Raw genomic sequence first — 17,958 nt, forward strand, 5'->3', positions numbered from 1 at the left:
AGATCAGACCCGATTCTGTACGTGTTGGTAGCCGAAACGGCCCTTGATGCAGAGATTGCCGTGGGTCACCGGGTTGTCGTGCGGCGAGGTGACCTTGACGATCTCATTCTCCTGCACATGCAGGGTGAGGTTGCAGCCGACGCCGCAGTACGCGCACACCGTCGTCGTCTCGGTCTGCGCCGACTCGTCCCAGGTGCCGGCCGCCCGCATGTCGAACTCCGACTTGAAGGACAGCGCCCCGGTGGGGCACACCTCGATGCAGTTGCCGCAGTACACGCACGCCGAATCCGTGAGGGGCGCGTCGTGCTCCGTGGAGATACGGGAGTCGAAACCGCGGCCCGCGACGGCGATGGCGAACGTGTTCTGCCACTGCTCGCCGCACGCGTCGACGCACTTGTAGCAGAGGATGCACTTGTCGTAGTCGCGGACGTACAGGTCGTTGTCGATCTTCGGTTCCTCGTTCATCCGGGCCGCGTCCGCGCCGAACCGGTCCGGCTTCGCCTCGTACTCCTTGATCCACTCGGCGGCCCGTGGCGTCGTGGACAGATCGGTCGACGAGGCCAGCAGCTCCAGCACCACCTTTCGGCTGTGCCGGGCGCGCTCCGTGTCCGTCCGTACGGTCATGCCCGGCTCCGCGCGCCGGGAACAGGCGGGCGCGAGGGTCCGTGCCCCCTCGACCTCGACCACGCACACCCGGCAGGCGTTCTTGGGGGTGAGCGTGTCGCCCTGGCAGAGCGTCGGGATGTCCTTGCCCGCGGCACGGCACGCGTCGAGGATCGTGTCCCCCTCCGGGACCCGCACCTCCTGTCCGTCGAGGGTGAACTCGACGAGCCTGCGCGGCATGCGGAGTTCGATGGCGGTCATTCGTAGGCTCCCAGCCGGTCGATGGCGGATTCGACGGCGTTCCAGGCGGTCTGCCCGAGGCCGCAGATCGAGGCGTCCCGCATGGCCCGGCCGACCTCGCGCAGCAGCGCGATGTCGCCGGCGGCGTCGGCGCCGGTACGGTCCTTGATCCGGTGCAGCGCCTCCTCCTGGCGGACCGTGCCCACCCGGCAGGGCACGCACTGACCGCACGACTCGTCACGGAAGAACTCCGCGATGCGCAACAGGACACGGGGCAGTTCGACGGTCTCGTCGAGGACGAGGACCACACCCGACCCGAGGGTGGTGCCCGCCTCGCGGGTGCCCTCGAAGGTGAGGGGGATGTCCAGCTCGTCGGGGCGTACGAAGCTGCCGGCGGCGCCGCCGAGGAGGACCGTGCGGATGGTCCGCGGCGGTCCGGCCAGGTCGATCAGCTCGCGCAGAGTCACCCCGAACGGCAGCTCGTAGACACCGGGGCGGTCGACGTTGCCGGAGACACAGAACAGCTTCGTCTCCTCGGCGGCGGTCCTGCCGGTGAGGATGGGCAGGACGTTGACGAGCGTCTCGACGTTGTTCACCGCCGTCGGCTTGCCGAAGAGGCCCTTCTCCACGGGAAACGGCGGCTTGGTGCGGGGCTCGCCGCGGTAGCCCTCGATCGAGTTGAAGATCGCGGTCTCCTCGCCGCAGATGTAGGCGCCGGCGCCGCGCCGGATCTCGATGTCGAAGGCGTAGCCCTGGCCGAGGACGTCGTCACCGAGGAGCCCGCGGGCACGGGCCGAGTCGATGGCGTTCTGGAGGAGGGCCAGGGCACGCGGGTACTCGCCGCGGAGGTAGAGGAAGCCCTTGTGGGCGCCGATGGCATAGCCCGCGACGGTCATCGCCTCGATGAGCGCGTACGGGTCGCCCTCCATCAGGACCCGGTCCTTGAAGGTCCCGGGCTCGCTCTCGTCGGCGTTGCAGACGAGGTAGTGGGGGTGGTCGGGCTGCGACGCGGTCGCCTGCCACTTGCGTCCGGTGGGGAACGCGGCGCCGCCGCGGCCGACGAGGTTCGCCTCGGTGACCTCCCGGATGACTCCGGCGGGCCCGAGGGCGAAGGCACGGCGGAGGGCGGCGTAGCCGCCGATCGCCCGGTAGTCGTCGAGGGACGTCGGGTCGGTGACACCGACGCGCCGGAGCAGCGTCAGGCTCTCGGACCCGGCCTGGGGAACGGCGGCGGCGGCCTGGGGCTCCGGGGGCGCGGATTCCGGGGCGGTGGTGGCGGTGGCGAGTGCGGCGGGGGTGGCGGGGGCGACGACTGCGGTGGCGTACGCGGGGACGCCGCCCCCGGCCGCCGGCGCCGCCGGATCGGCATTTTCAGCCCGGCTGGGGGCACCACCCACGGCCGCCGGGCCGTAGGGGGAGATTGAGGACACCGCCGAAGGCGGTACGGGGTCCGGGGCGGAGCCCCGGTTTCGGGATGGGGGTACCTCCCACGCCGCCAGACGTAGGGGGAGGGCGGGGTGGGGAACGGCCCCGCGCAGCGGCCCCGCCCCCGCCCCCGCCGCCCCCGCCCCCGCCGCCCCCGCCCGGACCAGCAGCGCCGCCGGCGCCCGCTCGCACAGCCCCAGGCAGGGGCTCGGCTGCACCGCCACGTCCGCGCCGAGGCCGTCCGCCACCGCCAGGGAACCGCCGCGCGCCGCGCACGCCAGGTCCGTGCAGACGTGCAGCACCTTCGCCGGCCGGGGCCGCACCGAGAACATGGAGTAGAAGGTCGCCACCCCGTACGCCTCCGCCGGAGGCACGGACAGCCGCCGGCAGATGTAGTCGAGCGCCCCCTCGCTCAGCCACCCCACCCGGTCGTTGACCGCGTGCAGCGCCGGCAGCAGCAGGTCACGGCGGTCCCGGGCCGCTGCCGCCCCGCCCCGCGCCCAGCGCAGTTCGTCCGAGGCGCGCTCGTTGCCGCCCTCCCAGCCGGTCTCGGGCGGGCCGAGCAGCGCGTCGACCGCCTCCCGTTCCTCGTCCGTCGCCTTCGCCGCGTCCGTGAACTTCAGGTCCATGCGGGCACCAGCTTCTCGATCCGTACCGCGGACGCCTTGAACTCCGCCGTTCCCGCGATCGGGCAGTTCGCCTCGATCGTCAGGGCGTTGGTGTCGACCTCGTCGGGGAAGTGCATCGTCATGAAGGCGAGTCCCGGCCGCAGCCCGGGGTCGACCCACACCGGCGCCGTGACCGAGCCGCGCCGCGAGGAGACGCGTACCTCCTCGCCGACCCGCACCCCGTACGCCTCCGCGTCCTCCGGGCAGAGCTCGATGTACTCGCCGCGCCGCAGCGGAGAGGCGAAACCGCCGCTCTGCACACCGGTGTTGTACGAGTCGAGCCGCCGCCCGGTCGTCAGCCGCAGCGGGTACGCCTCGTCGGTGAGGTCCACCGGCGGGTCGTGCCGTACGAGTCCGAACGCGGCCGGCATGCCCCGCCTGGCCGGGTCCTTCTCCCACAGCCTGCCGTGCAGGAAACTCGACGGCAGTTCCTCGGTGTCGGGACAGGGCCACTGCAGGCCCTGGTGCTCGTCCAGCCGCTCGTACGTCATGCCGAAGTGGTCGGGGGACAGAGAGCGCAGCTCGTTCCAGACGGCCTCCGAATCGGCGAACTTCCAGTCGTGGCCGAGCCGTTCCGCGAGGTCGCAGATGATGGTGATGTCCTCGCGCGCCTCGCCGGGCGGGACGAGCGCGGCCCGTACCCGCTGCACGCGGCGCTCGCTGTTGGTGGTCGTGCCGTCCGTCTCCGCCCAGCCGGCCGTGGCGGGCAGGACGACATCGGCGAGTTCCGCGGTCCTGGTCAGGAAGATGTCCTGCACCACCAGGTGGTCGAGGGATTCGAGCCGCCGCACGGCCTGGCCGGTGTCGGCCTCCGACTGGGCGGGATTTTCGCCGATGCAGTACACGGCGCGCAGTTCGCCGCTCTCCATCGCCTCGAACATCTCGGTCAGGGTCTTGCCGTAGCGGGGCTGGATGGCGGCGCTCCAGGCGCGTTCGAACTTCTCGCGGGTCGCGGGGTGGAGGATGTCCTGGAAGCCGGGGAGCCGGTTGGGGATGGCGCCCATGTCGCCGCCGCCCTGCACGTTGTTCTGGCCGCGCAGCGGCTGGACCCCTGCGCCGTAGCGGCCGACGTGGCCGGTGAGCAGGGCGAGGTTGATGAGCGCCCGGACGTTGTCGGTGCCGTTGTGGTGCTCGGTGATGCCGAGCGTCCAGCACAACTGGGCGCGTTCGGCGGTCGCGTAGGCGTGGGCGAGCTCGCGGATCGCCGCGGCCGGCACGCCGGTCACCTTCTGCGCGGCGCTCAGCGTCCACGGCTCGACGAGCCGCGCGTACTCCTCGAAGCCGGTCGTCGCCCGCTCCACGAAGGCGCGGTTGACCAGACCCGCGTGGATGATCTCGCGTCCGACGGCGTGGGCGAGCGGGATGTCGGTGCCGACGTTGAGGCCGAGCCAGCTCTCCGCCCACTCGGCGGTCGACGTGCGGCGCGGGTCGACGGCGTACATCGTCGCCCCGTTCCGTATGCCCTTCAGCACGTGCTGGAAGAAGATCGGGTGCGCGAAACGCGCGTTGGAGCCCCACATCACGATCAGGTCGGTGTGGTCGACCTCCTCGTACGAGGAGGTGCCGCCGCCGGATCCGAACACGGCGGAGAGGCCCGCCACGCTGGGCGCGTGGCAGGTGCGGTTGCACGAGTCGACGTTGTTGGTGCCCATCACGACCCGGGTGAACTTCTGCGCCACGTAGTTCATCTCGTTCGTCGCCCGGGCGCAGGACAGCATCGCGAACGCGTCGGGGCCGTACGTCTCGCGGGTGCGGCGGAAACCGCTCGCGGCCCGCTCCAGCGCCTCGTCCCAACTCCCCCTGCGCAGTCGCCCGTCGGCGTCGCGGACCAGTGGATGGGTGAGCCTCGGGTACTGCTTCTGCGGCTTCTTCTTCATGCGGCACTTCCTGATGCGGCGGTAGTGGCGAGGAGGTCGGCCAGTGCGTGCACGGCGCACAGCTTCGGTACGGGGGTCTTCGTCAGCGCGGCCAGTTCGACGACGGCCGCGAGGAGGACGTCCAGTTCGAGCGGCTTGCCCTTCTCCAGGTCCTGGAGGGTCGACGTCTTGTGGTCGCCGACGCGCTCGGCGCCGGCGAGCCGCCGCTCGACGGAGATCTTGGGGTGGCAGCCGACGGCGGCCGCGACCTCCAGCGTCTCGTACATCATCGTCTCGACCAGCGCCTTGGTGTCCCGGTGGCGGCAGATCTGCGCCATGGTGGCCCGGGAGAGGGCGCTGATCGGGTTGAAGGAGATGTTGCCGAGCAGCTTGATCCAGATGTCGTTGCGCAGATCCGGTTCGACGGGGCACTTGAGCCCGCCGGCGGTCATCGCGTCGCTGAACTCGACGCACCGCCGCGACACGGTCCGGTCCGGCTCGCCGATCGAGAACCTGGTGCCCTCCAGGTGCCGTACGACGCCCGGCGCCTCGAGCTCCGTCGCGGCGTAGACGACGCAGCCGATGGCGCGCTCGGGCGGCAGGGTGGCGCTGACCGTGCCGCCCGGGTCGACGCTCTCGATGCGGCGGCCGCTGTACGGGCCGGGCAGGCCGTGGAAGTACCACCAGGGGATGCCGTTCTGCGCGGCGATCACGGAGGTGCTCCCGTGCAGCAGCGGGTGCACCAACGGGCCCGACGCGGCGTACGAGTTGGCCTTGAGGCCGAGGAAGACATGGTCGACGGGTCCGACCGAGGCCGGATCGTCGGTGGCGTGGGGCCGTGCGGTGAAGTCACCGCGGGGGCTGAGCACGCGGACGCCGTCGCGGCGCATGGCCGCGAGGTGTGCGCCGCGGGCGATGAGATGGACCTCGGCGCCGGCGCGGTGGAGCGCGGCCCCGACATATGCGCCGATGGCTCCGGCGCCGACAACTGCGACTTTCACGGGGCTCTCCGTTCGGATGACGACCGAGCGAGGGCGGAAGTGATGAGGGTGAGTCGACAGAATATTGTCTACAGTATGCTTTCACGTTGGGTCAAGAGTCGTGCCTGACCGTGCCTGCCTCGGTGCCGGCGCCGGTCGGGCGCGGTCCGGCCGCGGTCGCGTCGTGGTCCAGCCGCGGTCGCGTCGCGGTGGGGATCCTTCGGGAAGCTCCAAAGTCCGGGCCCGGAAGCTGTGGGATCACTTGCCGTCGTACCGGTCGGTAGCAGCCAAGACTGGGTGACTCCTGACTTCTGATCGAGGAGAAGCCATCCATGACCGGCACACGTGTCGTCGCGCTCGGGCACTACCAGCCCGCCAAAGTGCTCACCAACGACGACCTGGCGGCCATGGTCGACACCAGTGACGAGTGGATCCGCAGCCGGGTCGGGATCAGGACCCGCCATGTGGCGGGCCCCGACGAGCCGGTGGACGAACTCGCCGCCCACGCCGCCGCCAAGGCGCTGGCCGCTGCCGGACTCACCCCCGCCGACATCGACCTGGTCCTCGTCGCGACGTCCACCGCCGTCGACCGGTCGCCCAACACCGCCGCGCGGGTCGCGGCACGCCTCGGCATGGGCTCGCCCGCGGTAATGGACCTCAACGTCGTCTGCGCCGGCTTCACCCACGCGCTCGCCACCGCCGACCACACCCTGCGGGCGGGAGCCGCGACCCGGGCCCTGGTCGTCGGGGCCGACAAGATGGCCGACATCGTCGACTGGACCGACCGCTCGACGTGCGTACTCGTCGGCGACGGCGCGGGCGCGGCGGTGGTCGAGGCCGTCCCGGCCGGTCAGGAGGCGGGAATCGGCCCGGTGCTGTGGGGATCGGTCCCCGAGATGGGGAACGCCGTACGGATCGAGGGCACGCCGGCGCGCTTCGCGCAGGAGGGCCAGTCCGTCTACCGGTGGGCGACCACGCAGCTGCCGCCGATCGCCCGTAAGGTCTGCGAACGGGCGGGCGTCACCCCGGAGGGCCTGGCGGCGGTCGTCCTGCACCAGGCCAATCTGCGGATCATCGAGCCGCTCGCGCACAAGATCGGCGCGGTCAACGCGGTCGTCGCCCGTGACGTCGTCAACTCCGGCAACACCTCGGCCGCGTCGATCCCGATGGCGCTGTCCAAACTGGTCGAGCGCGGCGAGATCGAGTCGGGCGACCCGGTCCTGCTCTTCGGCTTCGGCGGAAACCTGTCGTACGCGGGCCAGGTGATCCGCTGCCCCTGAGTTTCACGGGCAGACTGGCGGGATGGTGACGAAGCGAAGCGCCGGGCTGCTGCTGTGGCGGCGGCGTCCGGATGGTGTCGAGGTGCTCATCGCCCACATGGGCGGCCCGTTCTGGCAGTCGCGCGACGAGGCGGCCTGGTCGATCCCGAAGGGCGAGTACGAACCGGACGAGGAGCCGATGGCCGCCGCGCGGCGGGAGTTCGAGGAGGAGCTCGGGCTCCAGGCGCCGTCCGGGGACTGGCATCCGCTCGGCGAGGCCCGGCAGTCGAGCGGCAAGCTCGTGACCGTGTGGGCGATGGAGGGCGACCTCGACACGTCCCTCGTCGTGCCGGGCACCTTCACCATGGAGTGGCCGAGGGGCTCCGGCGAGATGCGCGAGTTTCCCGAGATCGACCGGGCGGAGTGGTGCGGCGTGGAGGCGGCGAGGCCGAAACTGGTGAGCGGCCAGCGGGTCTTCCTGGAGCGACTCGCTCCGCTCCTGTGACGGCGGGGGTGGCGGGCTCCGCTCCCCTGACCGGCGCCGCCCGCTCGGCGGCTACGCTGTGCGACGTGACGGGCGTCTCGTGTCACAGCACGATCGTGATCGGTAGACTGTAGACGATAGTCAATTCCAGGATCATTGCCCGCAGCTCGTCCGCCCCGTCGCCCGGAAGGGGACCGCCGATGTTGTCCGCAGGACTGCCGCAGGGAACCGTGCCCAAGTTGGAACGGCCCGGCCCACTGCGCGAGCGTGTGTACGAGGCACTGCTGGAGCTGATCACCACCCGCGCGCTCCGGCCCGGCCAGCATCTGGTCGAGAGCGAGCTCGCCGGTCACCTGGGCGTCTCGCGCCAGCCCGTCCGCGAGGCGCTGCAACGTCTCAACACCGAGGGGTGGGTCGATCTCCGCCCCGCCCAGGGCGCGTTCGTCCACGAGCCCACCGAGTCGGAGGCCGACCAGCTGCTGTCCGTCCGCACGCTGCTGGAGGCCGAGGCCGCCAGACTCGCCGCCGCGAACTCGGGCAAGGCCGGCATCGAGGCCCTGGAGACGCTGTGCGCCAAGGGCGAGCAGGCCGTCGCGGACGACGACGTCGACCTGGCCGTGGCGACCAACGCGGAGTTCCACGCCAAGGTCATGGAGCTCGCCGGCAACCTCGTCCTGGCGGAGCTCGCCGGGCAGGTCGACCGCCGCGTCCGCTGGTACTACACCCCGGTCGCCCGGCAGCGTGGACGCCAGTCGTGGATCGAGCACCGCGAGTTGATCGCGGCGATCTCCGCCCGCGACGAGAAGCGCGCGACGGAGATCATGCGCGCCCACACGGAGCACACGCGCACGACCTACCACCAGCGCGAACAGCCCTGATGGGGTAGCACTCCGCTGGAGTGCGAGTACCTGGTGGCGTGACGTGGGCGGTGGATGGGCCCAGGTGTCAGGGATGCCAGAGCCGGAGGTTCACTGCCTCTGGCTTCGACGGAGAGCTGCCGTGGGGCGAGAGATCGGGACCCGTACGCCGGTCAGCGAAACCGGGCAGTCTGTGGACCTGCCCTGAACTCGAGGGCACCACTGACCCGGCCACGCTCGTCCCGGTCGAGACGATGGGGCGGCTCGCTGCCCGCATCGTGCGTTCATCCTGCACACCGTCGACTACGCCACCTGCGAGCAGGTCGCCGTACGGTTCATCCCACCGCCGGGCGGCCGGCCCCGCGAATGGAGCAGCGTGACGAACATCGCGTGGGACACCTACTCGAAGCCGCTCGTGTCCGCCGATGCCGCGTGTCGACAGTCCGGGGCGACGAAGCTGTCACCCGACCTCGCGCAACCTGCCGGTGCGGACTTCGTAGACAAAGCCGCGGATGGCGTCCTCGTGGATGAGGAACGGGCTTTCCCGGACGCGGGCCACGGAGCGGCGCACTTGTTCCTCCAGGTCGCTGAAGGCGTGGAAGTCGAACGGCACCTCAGCCCCTGTCTCGCTCTCCACCTGCCGTTTCAGGTCGTCATCCTGGAAGGTGAGCATCCCGCACTCGGTGTTGTGGACAAGCATGATCTCTCGTGTTCCGCCGACGCGTTGAGAAATGACGAGCGACCGGATGGTGTCTTCCGTGACCACGCCACCGGCGTTCCGGATGACGTGCGCGTCCCCCTCTTCAAGGCCGAGCATCTTGTGGATGTCAAGCCGAGAATCCATGCAGGCGATGACGGCCAGGCGCATTCTCGGCGGCCGCGGAGGATCGAGGTCCTTGTACGCTGCCGCGAACGCAGCGTTCATTTCGAGCACGTCGTCGATGGCACTCATCGTGCTTCCTCCAGGCGTACGCCTCGTCACGGCCGGGCCGGGCGCAGCCCAGGAGCTGATCGTCGCCGCTGCCCCGGCAGGCACCATGAGAGACGGTGAGGGACATTGCATGTCATCTCCTTCGTACATGCCGTCCCCACTGGCCAACCAGCACCATGCCCGGCCGCGCCGCCGGGATCACGCGGGCGGTGCAGCGACCGCGGTGAACGGCGTCGGCTCGGTGCCCGTCCAGCGGTGCAGTACGGCCTGGCCCGTCTGCCGGGTGACACGGCCGTCGTGGTCCTTGGCCGCCTCGCCCACGTAGAACTGGCCGTCGTCGAGCGCGACCAGCCCGAACTGCCCCGGCGAGTCCCAGCCGTAGGTGTCCGACCGCGCATGGTGGACTCCCTGTGGAAGCAGGTCCAGCAGCTGCCCTTGCTCCGGCTCCGGCTGACCCCGAAGCGGCCCGGGCTCCGGAACGCGGTCGCCGTCGACCACGAAGAGGGACGAGTCGGGGAAGGTGGTCTTGGTTCCCTTGTACGTGGCCATCAGCCACCGGCGGCTGTGCGCGTCGTACTCGAGGTTCTGCACACCGTAGGTCGTGTTCCCCGTGTACACGAAGTACTTGCCGTCGGGCTCGGAGGGCCCGCTGCGGTGCGGCTGTGACTCCGTCAGAGGCCGCTGGAGCGCGCTCCAGTCGCGGATGTCGTACTGGAGCAGGACCTGATGGTCATTGTCCGTGCGGCCGGTGTGGGGGTACACCCCGTAGGCGACGGTCAGCTTCTGCTGCCCGCCCTTCTTCCCGAACGCCGGGCCGAACGCCAGCCCGTCGATGCCGCTGCACCCGTAGCGGTGGTCCGCCGTGCGCGCGGTGTTGCCGTCGAAGGCGCCGTCGCCGTCCATGTCGGCCGTGTAGTCGTCCACCACCTCCTGGAGGTGAACGGTGGACACGACCCCGCTGGTGGCGGCGTCCATGTCCATCCGGTTGATCCGGTCGCCGTCCAGGATCGCGATGTAGAAGGCCTTCTCCTCCTTGTACTCCAGCGAGCCGTAGACCCGCCGGTCGTCCGTGTTGAAGTCGAGATCACCCAGATGCCCGGCGAAACCGGTGACCGAGCCGACCGGACGTCCCTCCAGGTCTGTCTTGACCAGGAGGTTGGTGAACGAGAAGTACATGAATCCCTTGCGGTCCAGGGCCATGCCCTGCAGGTGCCCGGACTGCCAGCTACCGCCGTCGATCCTGAGCGGTCGTCCGGGTGCGTTGCCCGGTGGTTCACCGCCCCCCGCGACGGCCAGGGTGCCGGCGATCGCGGCCGTCGAGCAGGCAGCGACGGACAGCAAGCCGTAGAAGCGCGACTTCTTTTTGACGGTCCCTCCCCGTGTTCCGGGAGCCCGGACCACGCCCGCCAGGGGGCGTCCACGCATCCCACGTGTCGCCACACACAGGAGGAAGCCCAAGCTCTACAGCGGGCTCCCGGCCACCCAACAGTCGTGCGACAGGCGGCAGACCGTTTTCGCGTCCGATTCTATCCGGCTTCCCGACCGCCGCGACCCTCCTCACCCGGTGGTCCGGCGACCCGCCGTCCGCACCCCCGCGGTCGTGTGGAGCCCCCGAACGCGTCGACGGCGTGCGGGCACGCTTCCGGGCAGGTGCTTCATGACCGTCCTCGGTGTCCGATGCCGGACGACGGGCGCGTGGCCCGGGCCGATTACATTGGATCAGTCCCGCGGGCTGAGGCTGTCGTTCATGATGTCCGTGTGGCTCACCGCATCAGTGCTCTGATCTCGTTCTTCGGCGTTCTTGCCTGCATGGTGCTGCTTGTGGGCGCCGTCCGTCAGTACGGCTCCGGGGCATCGGCTCTCTGGATCGTGGCCGGAGCTTTGCTCGTCCTCAGCGCCTTGTACGTGTTTGTGCGGGATGTGCTGCGACTTCGCACGGGGCAGAGGAGCTGATGAGGTTGCCGTTCCGATCGTGTTTGTCTGCGCTGCCGTAGACGCGTTCCGCGGACCGGACACCCCAGGCACGCGGTGCGGCGGCGGCCGTCAACCGCACTGCCACGTGAACATCGCCCGGTCAAAGCACCGCTCGGTCAGATCCTGCGAACGATCAGCCCAGTAAAGAGCTCCAGCGTCGCCCCGCATCATGTCAGCGGCGTCCTCGCTGTCGAATTGGGCGAGGAGCAGCCAACTGGCCGCTTCGTCGGACACCCCGCGGGTCGTCCCAGGGCACCGCCCCGTCCAGGGCCGCCTCAGCGACCTCGTCGAGGAAGTTTTGCGAACAGAGGGAGGTGGCCGCCGGTAGGCCGCCGAGTCGGCCGGCCGGCGGGTCGACGGGCGCGACGTCTTCGCGCCGTGCCCGGGTATGCCGATGAGGAATTACGGGTTCTCCCTCTCCTCGTGACGCCGTCCTGCGTGTCAGACTCTGCGGCGATCGCTCCCCAGGCGATCCTTCCCTCCGGCCCGGCGGGCCGGGGGAGACCCAAGCGACACACGGAATCACGCGAACCATGTGAAAGGGATCGCAACGTGAAGAGATCTGTCGTGAGCATGACCCTCGGGTCGGTGCTCACCGCCCTCCTCGCCGCCGGGCCACAGCCCGCCGCCGCGCAGGACGCCAGGGACGCCTCGCCGGAAGCCGCCGGAGCCACCGCTGCCGCGCACCGCTCCGACAACCGTCCCGGACCGCTCACGAAGCAGCGCACCGAGCTGCGCAAGCAGGCGATAGACAGGATCGCCGAGGGGAAGGCCAAGGCCGACGCCCGCGGCGTCGTCGAGGTCGCGCCCGGCAAGTTCGTGGAGACCGAGACCACGACAGCCGTCCGCCAGGAGAAGATCCTCACCATCCTCTCCGAGTTCGGCGACCAGAGCGCCGGCAAGTACGGCACCGTCCCCGGCCCGCTGCACAACGAGATCGCCCGGCCCGACCGCAGTGTGGACAACTCCAACGCCTGGACCGCCGACTTCAACAAGACGTACTACGAGAACCTCTTCAACGGCTCCGGCGAGTCCATGAAGACGTACTACGAGAAGCTGTCGAACGGCCGCTACTCGGTGACCAACACCGTCGAGGACTGGGTCAAGGTCCCCTACAACGCCTCCTGGTACGGGGACAACGCCGTCGAGGACAGCGGCGGTGCGTGGGCCTTCGTCGAGGACACCGGCAACGCCTGGTGGGACGCCCAGATCGCGGCCGGCAAGACTCCCGCCGAGATCGACGCCCATCTCGCCCAGTTCGACGTCTGGGACCGCAACGACTGGGACCACGACGGCAACTTCGACGAGGCCGACGGCTACATCGACCACTTCCAGGCCGTCCACGCCGGCATGGGCGAGGACGCCGGCGGCGGTGCACAGGGCGAGGACGCCATCTGGTCCCACCGCTGGTACGTCAACGGCGACGACTACGGCCTGACCGGCCCGGACGTGTCCGGCACCCAGAACAAGGCAGGCGGCGCGCGTATCGGCCAGTCCAAGTACTGGCTCGGCGACTACACCACCGAGGGCGAGAACGGCGGGCTCGGCGTCTTCTGCCACGAGTTCGGCCACGACCTCGGCCTGCCGGACTACTACGACACGGGCGGCGGCGAGAACTCCACCGCCTTCTGGACCCTGATGAGCTCCGGCTCCTGGCTGGGCCACGGCGCAGCGGCGAACGCCGGCATCGGCACCCACCCGGGACTGATGGGTGCCGAGGAGAAGATGTTCCTGGGCTGGCTGGACTACGCGGACGCCCCGCTCGGCACATCGGGAAGCTTCACCCTCAACCCGGCCCAGCTCCAGGTCACCGGCAAGGAGCAGGCCGTCCGCGTCGCGCTCCCCGACAAGACCACCAGCACCTACTACGCCACCCCCACCTCGGGCAGCCACGCCTGGTGGACCGGCTCGGCCGACGGGCTCAACCAGTCCATCACCCGGTCCGTCCCGGCCACCTCGCGTGTCACCGTCAAGGCCGGCGCCTGGTACGAGATCGAGGCCGACTACGACTACCTCTTCGCCGAGTACTCCCTCGACGGCGGAGCGAACTGGCAGCGTGCGGGCGCGGCCGTGGACGGCTCCTCCGGCGGCAAGTGGACGACGCTGCGCTACTCCTACGACTCCCAGGGCAAGCCGTCGCTGTTCCGCTTCCGCTACCAGACCGACGGCGGTGTGCACTTCGCCGGCGCGTTCCTCGACGACATCACGTTCTCGTCCGGCGGCACCACCCTGCTGACCGACGACGTCGAGCAGGGCACGGGCGGCTGGACCGCCGACGGCCGCTGGAAGATCTCGACCGGCACGGAGACGGCCACCCACCCGCGCTACTACCTCATCGAGAACCGCGAGTACGTCGGCAGCGACGCGCTGCTCGCCGAAGGCCCCTACCAGTTCAGCAAGGGCATCACGGCACCGAACTGGGTCGAGTTCTTCAAGTACCAGAACGGCATGCTGGTCTGGTACGTCGACCGGTCGTACGACGACAACAACGTCAGCGCGCACCCCGGCGGCGGCTCGGCCATGGCCGTCGACGCCCGCCCGGCGCCGTTCCGCTACGACGACGGCACCGCGCCGAGCAACCGTCGTCAGCCCTTCGACGCCACCTTCGGCCTGGAGGCCACCGACGCGACCTGTCTCCACAAGGAGGTCCTGTCGGGCAACGGACCGAACCAGACCGTGGTGACGAAGGCGGCCTGCGCGCCGTCGGTCCCGGGTATCCCGGTCTTCGACGACACCGACCCGAACGCGTACTACGACACCTCGGCCCCGCAGGCCAGCGTCAAGGTCGCGGGCCACGGCGTGAAGGTCACGGTGACCGGCGACGCGGGTGACGACCTGACGGTCAGCGTGGTCAACCCGGCCGCGCACTGACGCCCGGCCGGCACGGTGCCGGGTGGGTCGCCCCCGATCGGGGGCGACCCACCCGGCGTGTCAGGACTCGTGCCCTCGTGGCTTCCTCCGGTCCGGCCACGCCTCCCACGCGAGCTTCGCGGTGAGCCCCGAAGGGCCCAGGATCAGTGCGAGGCCGATGAGGATGCCCAGAACGGCGAAGACCCGGTGCGCGTCGGGGGACGAGACGATCGGGCTCCCGAGATCGGCAGGGCCGTAGCGGACCCGGACGTCACTGCCCACGGGGTCGTCACCCGTGACCCGGGTCCGGTACCGCGTACCGTCGACCGTGTACTCGACGGTCATCTTCTCGACGTCGCCGGTTCCCGGCCCGCCCCCCGGACACGGAACTCCGTGCCACGACCGACCCGGCGGCGGTGGCGGAGACGGCGGAGGCGTCGCGCAGCATGTCCGTCCCCTCGAGGACGGCGGCGCTGCCCGTCAGGACGAAGAGCGGCAGGATCGCCGCGAGGGCCGACACTCCTATGGCCTTCCCCGACTTGCGTGCCCATGCCGGCACCTGCCGTCTCGCCCTCATGACCGGCCCCCGTGCTCGACGTCGTGAGCAACCCCTGCTCGGTGCAGGTATGCCCGGTCCCTGGGGGAGGCATGTCCTCCGCCCCGCCGACACCCCTGGCCGCGGCCGGGGTTACGCACTCTGCAAGGCCGGTGGCACACCTCGACCGGTCGCGTCGCCGGGCTTTGTCTTGAGTGTGGAGAAAGTTGGGTCGGATCTGTGCGCAAGTTCTTCCCAGTTCGGTAAAGCGCTGCTACGTTCCCCTCGAAAGCCCGACGGAACCAGCCGACCGGGGTCCCCAGCCGAAGGCCAGGGGAGGGGAGGGGCACGTGAGACGGATGACCGCTCGACCTGCGAACGCGCATCAGGCGCGACTGCTGCGCCTGCTGCGTGACGGTGGGCCCAACTCCCGTGCGCAGCTGGGCGATCAGGTGGACTTGTCGCGTTCCAAGCTCGCCGTCGAGGTGGACCGGCTGCTGGAGACCGGGCTCGTCGTCGCCGACGGGCTCGCCGCCTCCAGGGGTGGCCGTCGCTCGCACAACATCCGGCTCGCGCCCGCGCTCCGATTCCTCGGCGTCGACATCGGCGCCACCTCGATCGACGTCGCCGTCACCAACGCGGAGCTGGAGGTCCTGGGACATCTCAACCACCCCATGGACGTGCGCGAAGGGCCCGTCGCCATCTTCGAGCAGGTGCTGTCGATGGCCGCGAAGCTCAAGGCGTCCGGTCTCGCGGAGGGATTCGACGGCGCCGGCATCGGGGTCCCCGGCCCGGTCCGCTACCCGGAGGGCGTGCCCGTCGCGCCCCCGATCATGCCCGGTTGGGACGGCTTCCCCGTACGGGAGGCGCTCAGCCAGGACCTCGGCTGCCCCGTCATGGTCGACAACGACGTGAACCTGATGGCGATGGGGGAGCAGCACGCGGGCGTCGCACGCTCGGTGGGCGACTTCCTCTGCATCAAGATCGGAACCGGCATCGGCTGCGGGATCGTGGTCGGCGGCGGCGTCTACCGGGGTACGACCGGCAGCGCCGGCGACATCGGCCACATCCAGGTCGAGCCGGACGGCCGGGCCTGCGCCTGCGGCAACCGGGGTTGTCTGGAGGCCCACTTCAGTGGCGCCGCCCTGGCCCGCGATGCCGAGGACGCGGCACGTGCCGGACGCTCGGTGGAGCTCGCCGCACGGCTGGAGGCGGCCGGGCAGCTCACGGCCGCGGACGTGTCGGCCGCGGCGGCGGCCGGTGACCCCACCGCCCTGGACCTCATCCGGGAGGGAGGCAACCGCCTCGGCCAGGTCATCGCCGGGCTCGTCAGCTTCTTCAACCCCGGTCTCGTCGTCATCGGCGGCGGTGTGACCGGTCTCGGCCACACACTGCTGGCCAGCGTACGCACCCAGGTCTACCGGCAGTCACTGCCGCTGGCCACCGGCAACCTTCCCATCGTGCTGGGCGAGTTGGGGCCGACCGCCGGGGTCATCGGCGCGGCCCGGCTCATCAGCGACCACCTGTTCTCGCCGGCCTGACCGGGCCGGACGACACGTAAGGCACCACCCGCAGCACCGCACCACCGCAGCAGCGCAGCACCCGCACTGGTCGCGTGACGCCCACGCCACGCCCGCTCCACCCGTACGCCCCGGCATGTCACACGCCAGGGGCGTCCGAGAGCCGCCCACAACCGCTCCGCAGTCATCCGCACCCGCATCCGTATCCCGACCCGCCCTGCCCGGTCACCGGCCGTACCCGCCGAGGGGATTCGTCATGGCACCAGAACCACCCCTGCTCACCATGTCCGGCATCACCAAGTCGTTCCCCGGCGTCCGCGCCCTGGACGGCGTGGACCTCGAGGTCATGGCCGGCGAAGTCCACTGCCTCCTCGGCCAGAACGGCGCCGGCAAGTCCACCCTGATCAAGGTCCTCGCCGGGGCCCACCAGCCGGACGGCGGTGAGATCACCTGGCGGGGCGAGCCCGTGTCCCTCAGGTCGCCGATCGCCGCCATGCGGCTCGGCATCGCCACCATCTACCAGGAACTCGACCTGGTCGAAGGGCTGTCCGTCGCGGAGAACGTCTTCCTCGGGCACGAGCCGACGTCCGCCGGCTTCGTCGTCCGCGGCTCCGCCGCCCGGAGCGCCACCGCCGCACTGCTGAAACGCCTCGGCCATGCGGAGATCGACCCGACCCGTCTCGTCGGCGACCTGTCCGCCGCCCAGCAGCAGATCGTCTCCATGGCCCGCGCCCTCTCCCACGACGTGCGCCTGATCGTGATGGACGAGCCGTCGGCCGCGCTCGACCCGGACGAGGTCGACAACCTCTTCAGGATCGTGGGCGACCTTACGGCCGACGGCGTCGCCGTCGTCTACATCTCCCACCGCCTGGAGGAGATCCGCCGCATCGGCGACCGGGTCACCGTCCTCAAGGACGGCCGGGCCGTCGCCGTGGGGCTGCCGGCCGAGTCCACCCCGACCCGTGACGTCGTCGCGCTGATGACCGGGCGCAATGTCGAGTACGTCTTCCCCGAGCGGCCGGACAGCGCTGTCGCGGCGGCGAAGGAGCCGGTGCTGCGGGTCGAAGGACTCACCCGCCGCGGCGAGTTCGCGCCCGTCGACCTGGAGCTGCGCCCCGGCGAGATCGTCGGCCTCGCCGGCCTCGTCGGCTCCGGCCGCAGCGAGATCCTGGAGACGATCTACGGTGCGCGCAGGGCGGACGGCGGTCGCGTCCTCGTGGACGGGGCCGTGCTGCGGCCCGGCAGCGTGCGGGCCGCGGTCCGCGCCGGCATCGGGCTCGCCCCCGAGGAGCGCAAGGCGCAGGGGCTGCTGATGCTCGAGTCCGTCACCCGCAACGTGTCCGTCTCGACCCTCTCGCGCTTCTCCCGCGCCGGCTGGCTCGACCGCCGCGCCGAGCGCGCCGCCGCCCAGCGGGCGACCAGGGAGCTCTCCCTGCGCCCCGACGACCCTGACGCCCGCATCCGCACCCTGTCCGGCGGCAACCAGCAGAAGGCGGTGCTCGCGCGCTGGCTGCTGCGCGGCTGCAAGGTGCTGCTGCTCGACGAGCCGACCCGGGGCGTCGACGTCGGCGCCAGGGCAGAGCTCTACGCCGTGATCCGCCAACTGGCCGACGAGGGCCTCGCCGTACTTCTCGTATCCAGCGAAGTGCCCGAAGTCCTGGGCCTCGCCGACCGGGTGCTGGTGCTCCGTGAAGGCAGCGTCGTACACACGGCGGACGCCCGGGAGCTCGACGAGCACCGCGTACTCGATCTTGTGATGGAAGGGAGCTGAGACGG

General features: G+C 70.7%; 15 protein-coding genes. 7 read left to right on the forward strand and 8 right to left on the reverse strand.

Annotated features, from left to right (window positions below):
- Positions 1–3: 3 nt before the first annotated feature.
- From OGH68_RS31475 to OGH68_RS31490, 4 genes are read right to left on the reverse strand one after another with little or no spacing between them, the layout of a single operon-like run.
- Positions 4–864 (reverse strand): 2Fe-2S iron-sulfur cluster-binding protein, encoded by an 861-nt coding sequence (locus OGH68_RS31475; protein WP_264248763.1) that lies wholly within the window; start codon positions 862–864, stop codon positions 4–6.
- Entirely contained in the window at positions 861–2,897 is a 2,037-nt protein-coding gene (locus tag OGH68_RS31480) for an NADH-ubiquinone oxidoreductase-F iron-sulfur binding region domain-containing protein (RefSeq protein ID WP_264248764.1), read from the reverse strand. The genes OGH68_RS31475 and OGH68_RS31480 overlap by 4 nt, the downstream gene beginning before the upstream one ends.
- Complete coding sequence (locus tag OGH68_RS31485; RefSeq protein WP_264248766.1) at positions 2,888–4,813, reverse strand: molybdopterin oxidoreductase family protein; 1,926 nt, start codon at positions 4,811–4,813, stop codon at positions 2,888–2,890. The genes OGH68_RS31480 and OGH68_RS31485 overlap by 10 nt, the downstream gene beginning before the upstream one ends.
- Positions 4,810–5,793, reverse strand: coding sequence for a 2-dehydropantoate 2-reductase (locus OGH68_RS31490; protein ID WP_264248767.1), 984 nt, complete (start codon positions 5,791–5,793; stop codon positions 4,810–4,812). The genes OGH68_RS31485 and OGH68_RS31490 overlap by 4 nt, the downstream gene beginning before the upstream one ends.
- Before the next feature lie 311 nt (positions 5,794–6,104).
- On the opposite strand from OGH68_RS31490, the gene OGH68_RS31495 reads away from it, so the two are divergent.
- From OGH68_RS31495 to OGH68_RS31505, 3 genes are all read left to right on the forward strand, one after another.
- On the forward strand, positions 6,105–7,052 hold the full coding sequence (locus OGH68_RS31495) for a beta-ketoacyl-ACP synthase III (protein ID WP_264248768.1): 948 nt from the start codon (positions 6,105–6,107) through the stop codon (positions 7,050–7,052).
- Between the two features lie 22 nt (positions 7,053–7,074).
- Positions 7,075–7,536 (forward strand): NUDIX domain-containing protein, encoded by a 462-nt coding sequence (locus tag OGH68_RS31500; protein ID WP_264248769.1) that lies wholly within the window; start codon positions 7,075–7,077, stop codon positions 7,534–7,536.
- A 179-nt stretch (positions 7,537–7,715) separates the two neighbouring features.
- On the forward strand, positions 7,716–8,393 hold the full coding sequence (locus tag OGH68_RS31505) for a GntR family transcriptional regulator (RefSeq protein WP_264248770.1): 678 nt from the start codon (positions 7,716–7,718) through the stop codon (positions 8,391–8,393).
- A 439-nt stretch (positions 8,394–8,832) separates the two neighbouring features.
- Here OGH68_RS31505 and OGH68_RS31510 read toward each other — a convergent pair whose 3' ends face one another.
- Positions 8,833–9,324, reverse strand: coding sequence for a beta-class carbonic anhydrase (locus OGH68_RS31510; protein ID WP_264248771.1), 492 nt, complete (start codon positions 9,322–9,324; stop codon positions 8,833–8,835).
- A 177-nt stretch (positions 9,325–9,501) separates the two neighbouring features.
- Positions 9,502–10,644, reverse strand: a complete 1,143-nt coding sequence (locus OGH68_RS31515; protein WP_413471057.1) for a hypothetical protein — start codon at positions 10,642–10,644, stop codon at positions 9,502–9,504.
- A 417-nt stretch (positions 10,645–11,061) separates the two neighbouring features.
- On the opposite strand from OGH68_RS31515, the gene OGH68_RS31520 reads away from it, so the two are divergent.
- Positions 11,062–11,256 carry a hypothetical protein gene (locus OGH68_RS31520; RefSeq protein ID WP_264248772.1) on the forward strand — a complete coding sequence of 65 codons (195 nt, stop codon included), beginning with the start codon at positions 11,062–11,064 and terminating at the stop codon, positions 11,254–11,256.
- A gap of 90 nt (positions 11,257–11,346) precedes the next feature.
- Here OGH68_RS31520 and OGH68_RS31525 read toward each other — a convergent pair whose 3' ends face one another.
- Complete coding sequence (locus OGH68_RS31525; RefSeq protein ID WP_319020281.1) at positions 11,347–11,448, reverse strand: DUF1963 domain-containing protein; 102 nt, start codon at positions 11,446–11,448, stop codon at positions 11,347–11,349.
- A 381-nt stretch (positions 11,449–11,829) separates the two neighbouring features.
- Between OGH68_RS31525 and OGH68_RS31530 the strand changes: the two genes are divergently transcribed.
- The gene (locus OGH68_RS31530) at positions 11,830–14,148 is read left to right on the forward strand and encodes an immune inhibitor A (protein ID WP_264248773.1); all 2,319 of its coding nucleotides are present in this window, start codon (positions 11,830–11,832) and stop codon (positions 14,146–14,148) included.
- Between the two features lie 60 nt (positions 14,149–14,208).
- On the opposite strand, the gene OGH68_RS31535 is transcribed toward OGH68_RS31530, so the two are convergent.
- Positions 14,209–14,472, reverse strand: a complete 264-nt coding sequence (locus OGH68_RS31535) for a hypothetical protein (protein ID WP_264248774.1) — start codon at positions 14,470–14,472, stop codon at positions 14,209–14,211.
- Positions 14,473–15,021: 549 nt separating this feature from the next.
- Here OGH68_RS31535 and OGH68_RS31540 point away from each other — a divergent pair.
- On the forward strand, positions 15,022–16,203 hold the full coding sequence (locus OGH68_RS31540) for an ROK family transcriptional regulator (protein ID WP_264248775.1): 1,182 nt from the start codon (positions 15,022–15,024) through the stop codon (positions 16,201–16,203).
- A gap of 235 nt (positions 16,204–16,438) precedes the next feature.
- The gene (locus OGH68_RS31545; protein ID WP_264248776.1) at positions 16,439–17,953 is read left to right on the forward strand and encodes a sugar ABC transporter ATP-binding protein; all 1,515 of its coding nucleotides are present in this window, start codon (positions 16,439–16,441) and stop codon (positions 17,951–17,953) included.
- Positions 17,954–17,958: the final 5 nt, after the last annotated feature.

Source organism: Streptomyces peucetius (genome assembly GCF_025854275.1).
Lineage (GTDB): Bacteria > Actinomycetota > Actinomycetes > Streptomycetales > Streptomycetaceae > Streptomyces > Streptomyces peucetius_A.

What these genes read in the sequence shown, in the direction of transcription:
- OGH68_RS31475 (WP_264248763.1), bottom strand. Translation starts at nt 864, where the DNA reads ATGACCGCCATCGAACTCCGCATGCCGCGCAGGCTCGTCGAGTTCACC.
- OGH68_RS31480 (WP_264248764.1), bottom strand. Translation starts at nt 2,897, where the DNA reads ATGGACCTGAAGTTCACGGACGCGGCGAAGGCGACGGACGAGGAACGG.
- OGH68_RS31485 (WP_264248766.1), bottom strand. Translation starts at nt 4,813, where the DNA reads ATGAAGAAGAAGCCGCAGAAGCAGTACCCGAGGCTCACCCATCCACTG.
- OGH68_RS31495 (WP_264248768.1), top strand. Translation starts at nt 6,105, where the DNA reads ATGACCGGCACACGTGTCGTCGCGCTCGGGCACTACCAGCCCGCCAAA.
- OGH68_RS31500 (WP_264248769.1), top strand. Translation starts at nt 7,075, where the DNA reads ATGGTGACGAAGCGAAGCGCCGGGCTGCTGCTGTGGCGGCGGCGTCCG.
- OGH68_RS31505 (WP_264248770.1), top strand. Translation starts at nt 7,716, where the DNA reads ATGTTGTCCGCAGGACTGCCGCAGGGAACCGTGCCCAAGTTGGAACGG.
- OGH68_RS31510 (WP_264248771.1), bottom strand. Translation starts at nt 9,324, where the DNA reads ATGAGTGCCATCGACGACGTGCTCGAAATGAACGCTGCGTTCGCGGCA.
- OGH68_RS31525 (WP_319020281.1), bottom strand. Translation starts at nt 11,448, where the DNA reads ATGATGCGGGGCGACGCTGGAGCTCTTTACTGGGCTGATCGTTCGCAG.
- OGH68_RS31535 (WP_264248774.1), bottom strand. Translation starts at nt 14,472, where the DNA reads ATGACCGTCGAGTACACGGTCGACGGTACGCGGTACCGGACCCGGGTC.
- OGH68_RS31540 (WP_264248775.1), top strand. Translation starts at nt 15,022, where the DNA reads ATGACCGCTCGACCTGCGAACGCGCATCAGGCGCGACTGCTGCGCCTG.
- OGH68_RS31545 (WP_264248776.1), top strand. Translation starts at nt 16,439, where the DNA reads ATGGCACCAGAACCACCCCTGCTCACCATGTCCGGCATCACCAAGTCG.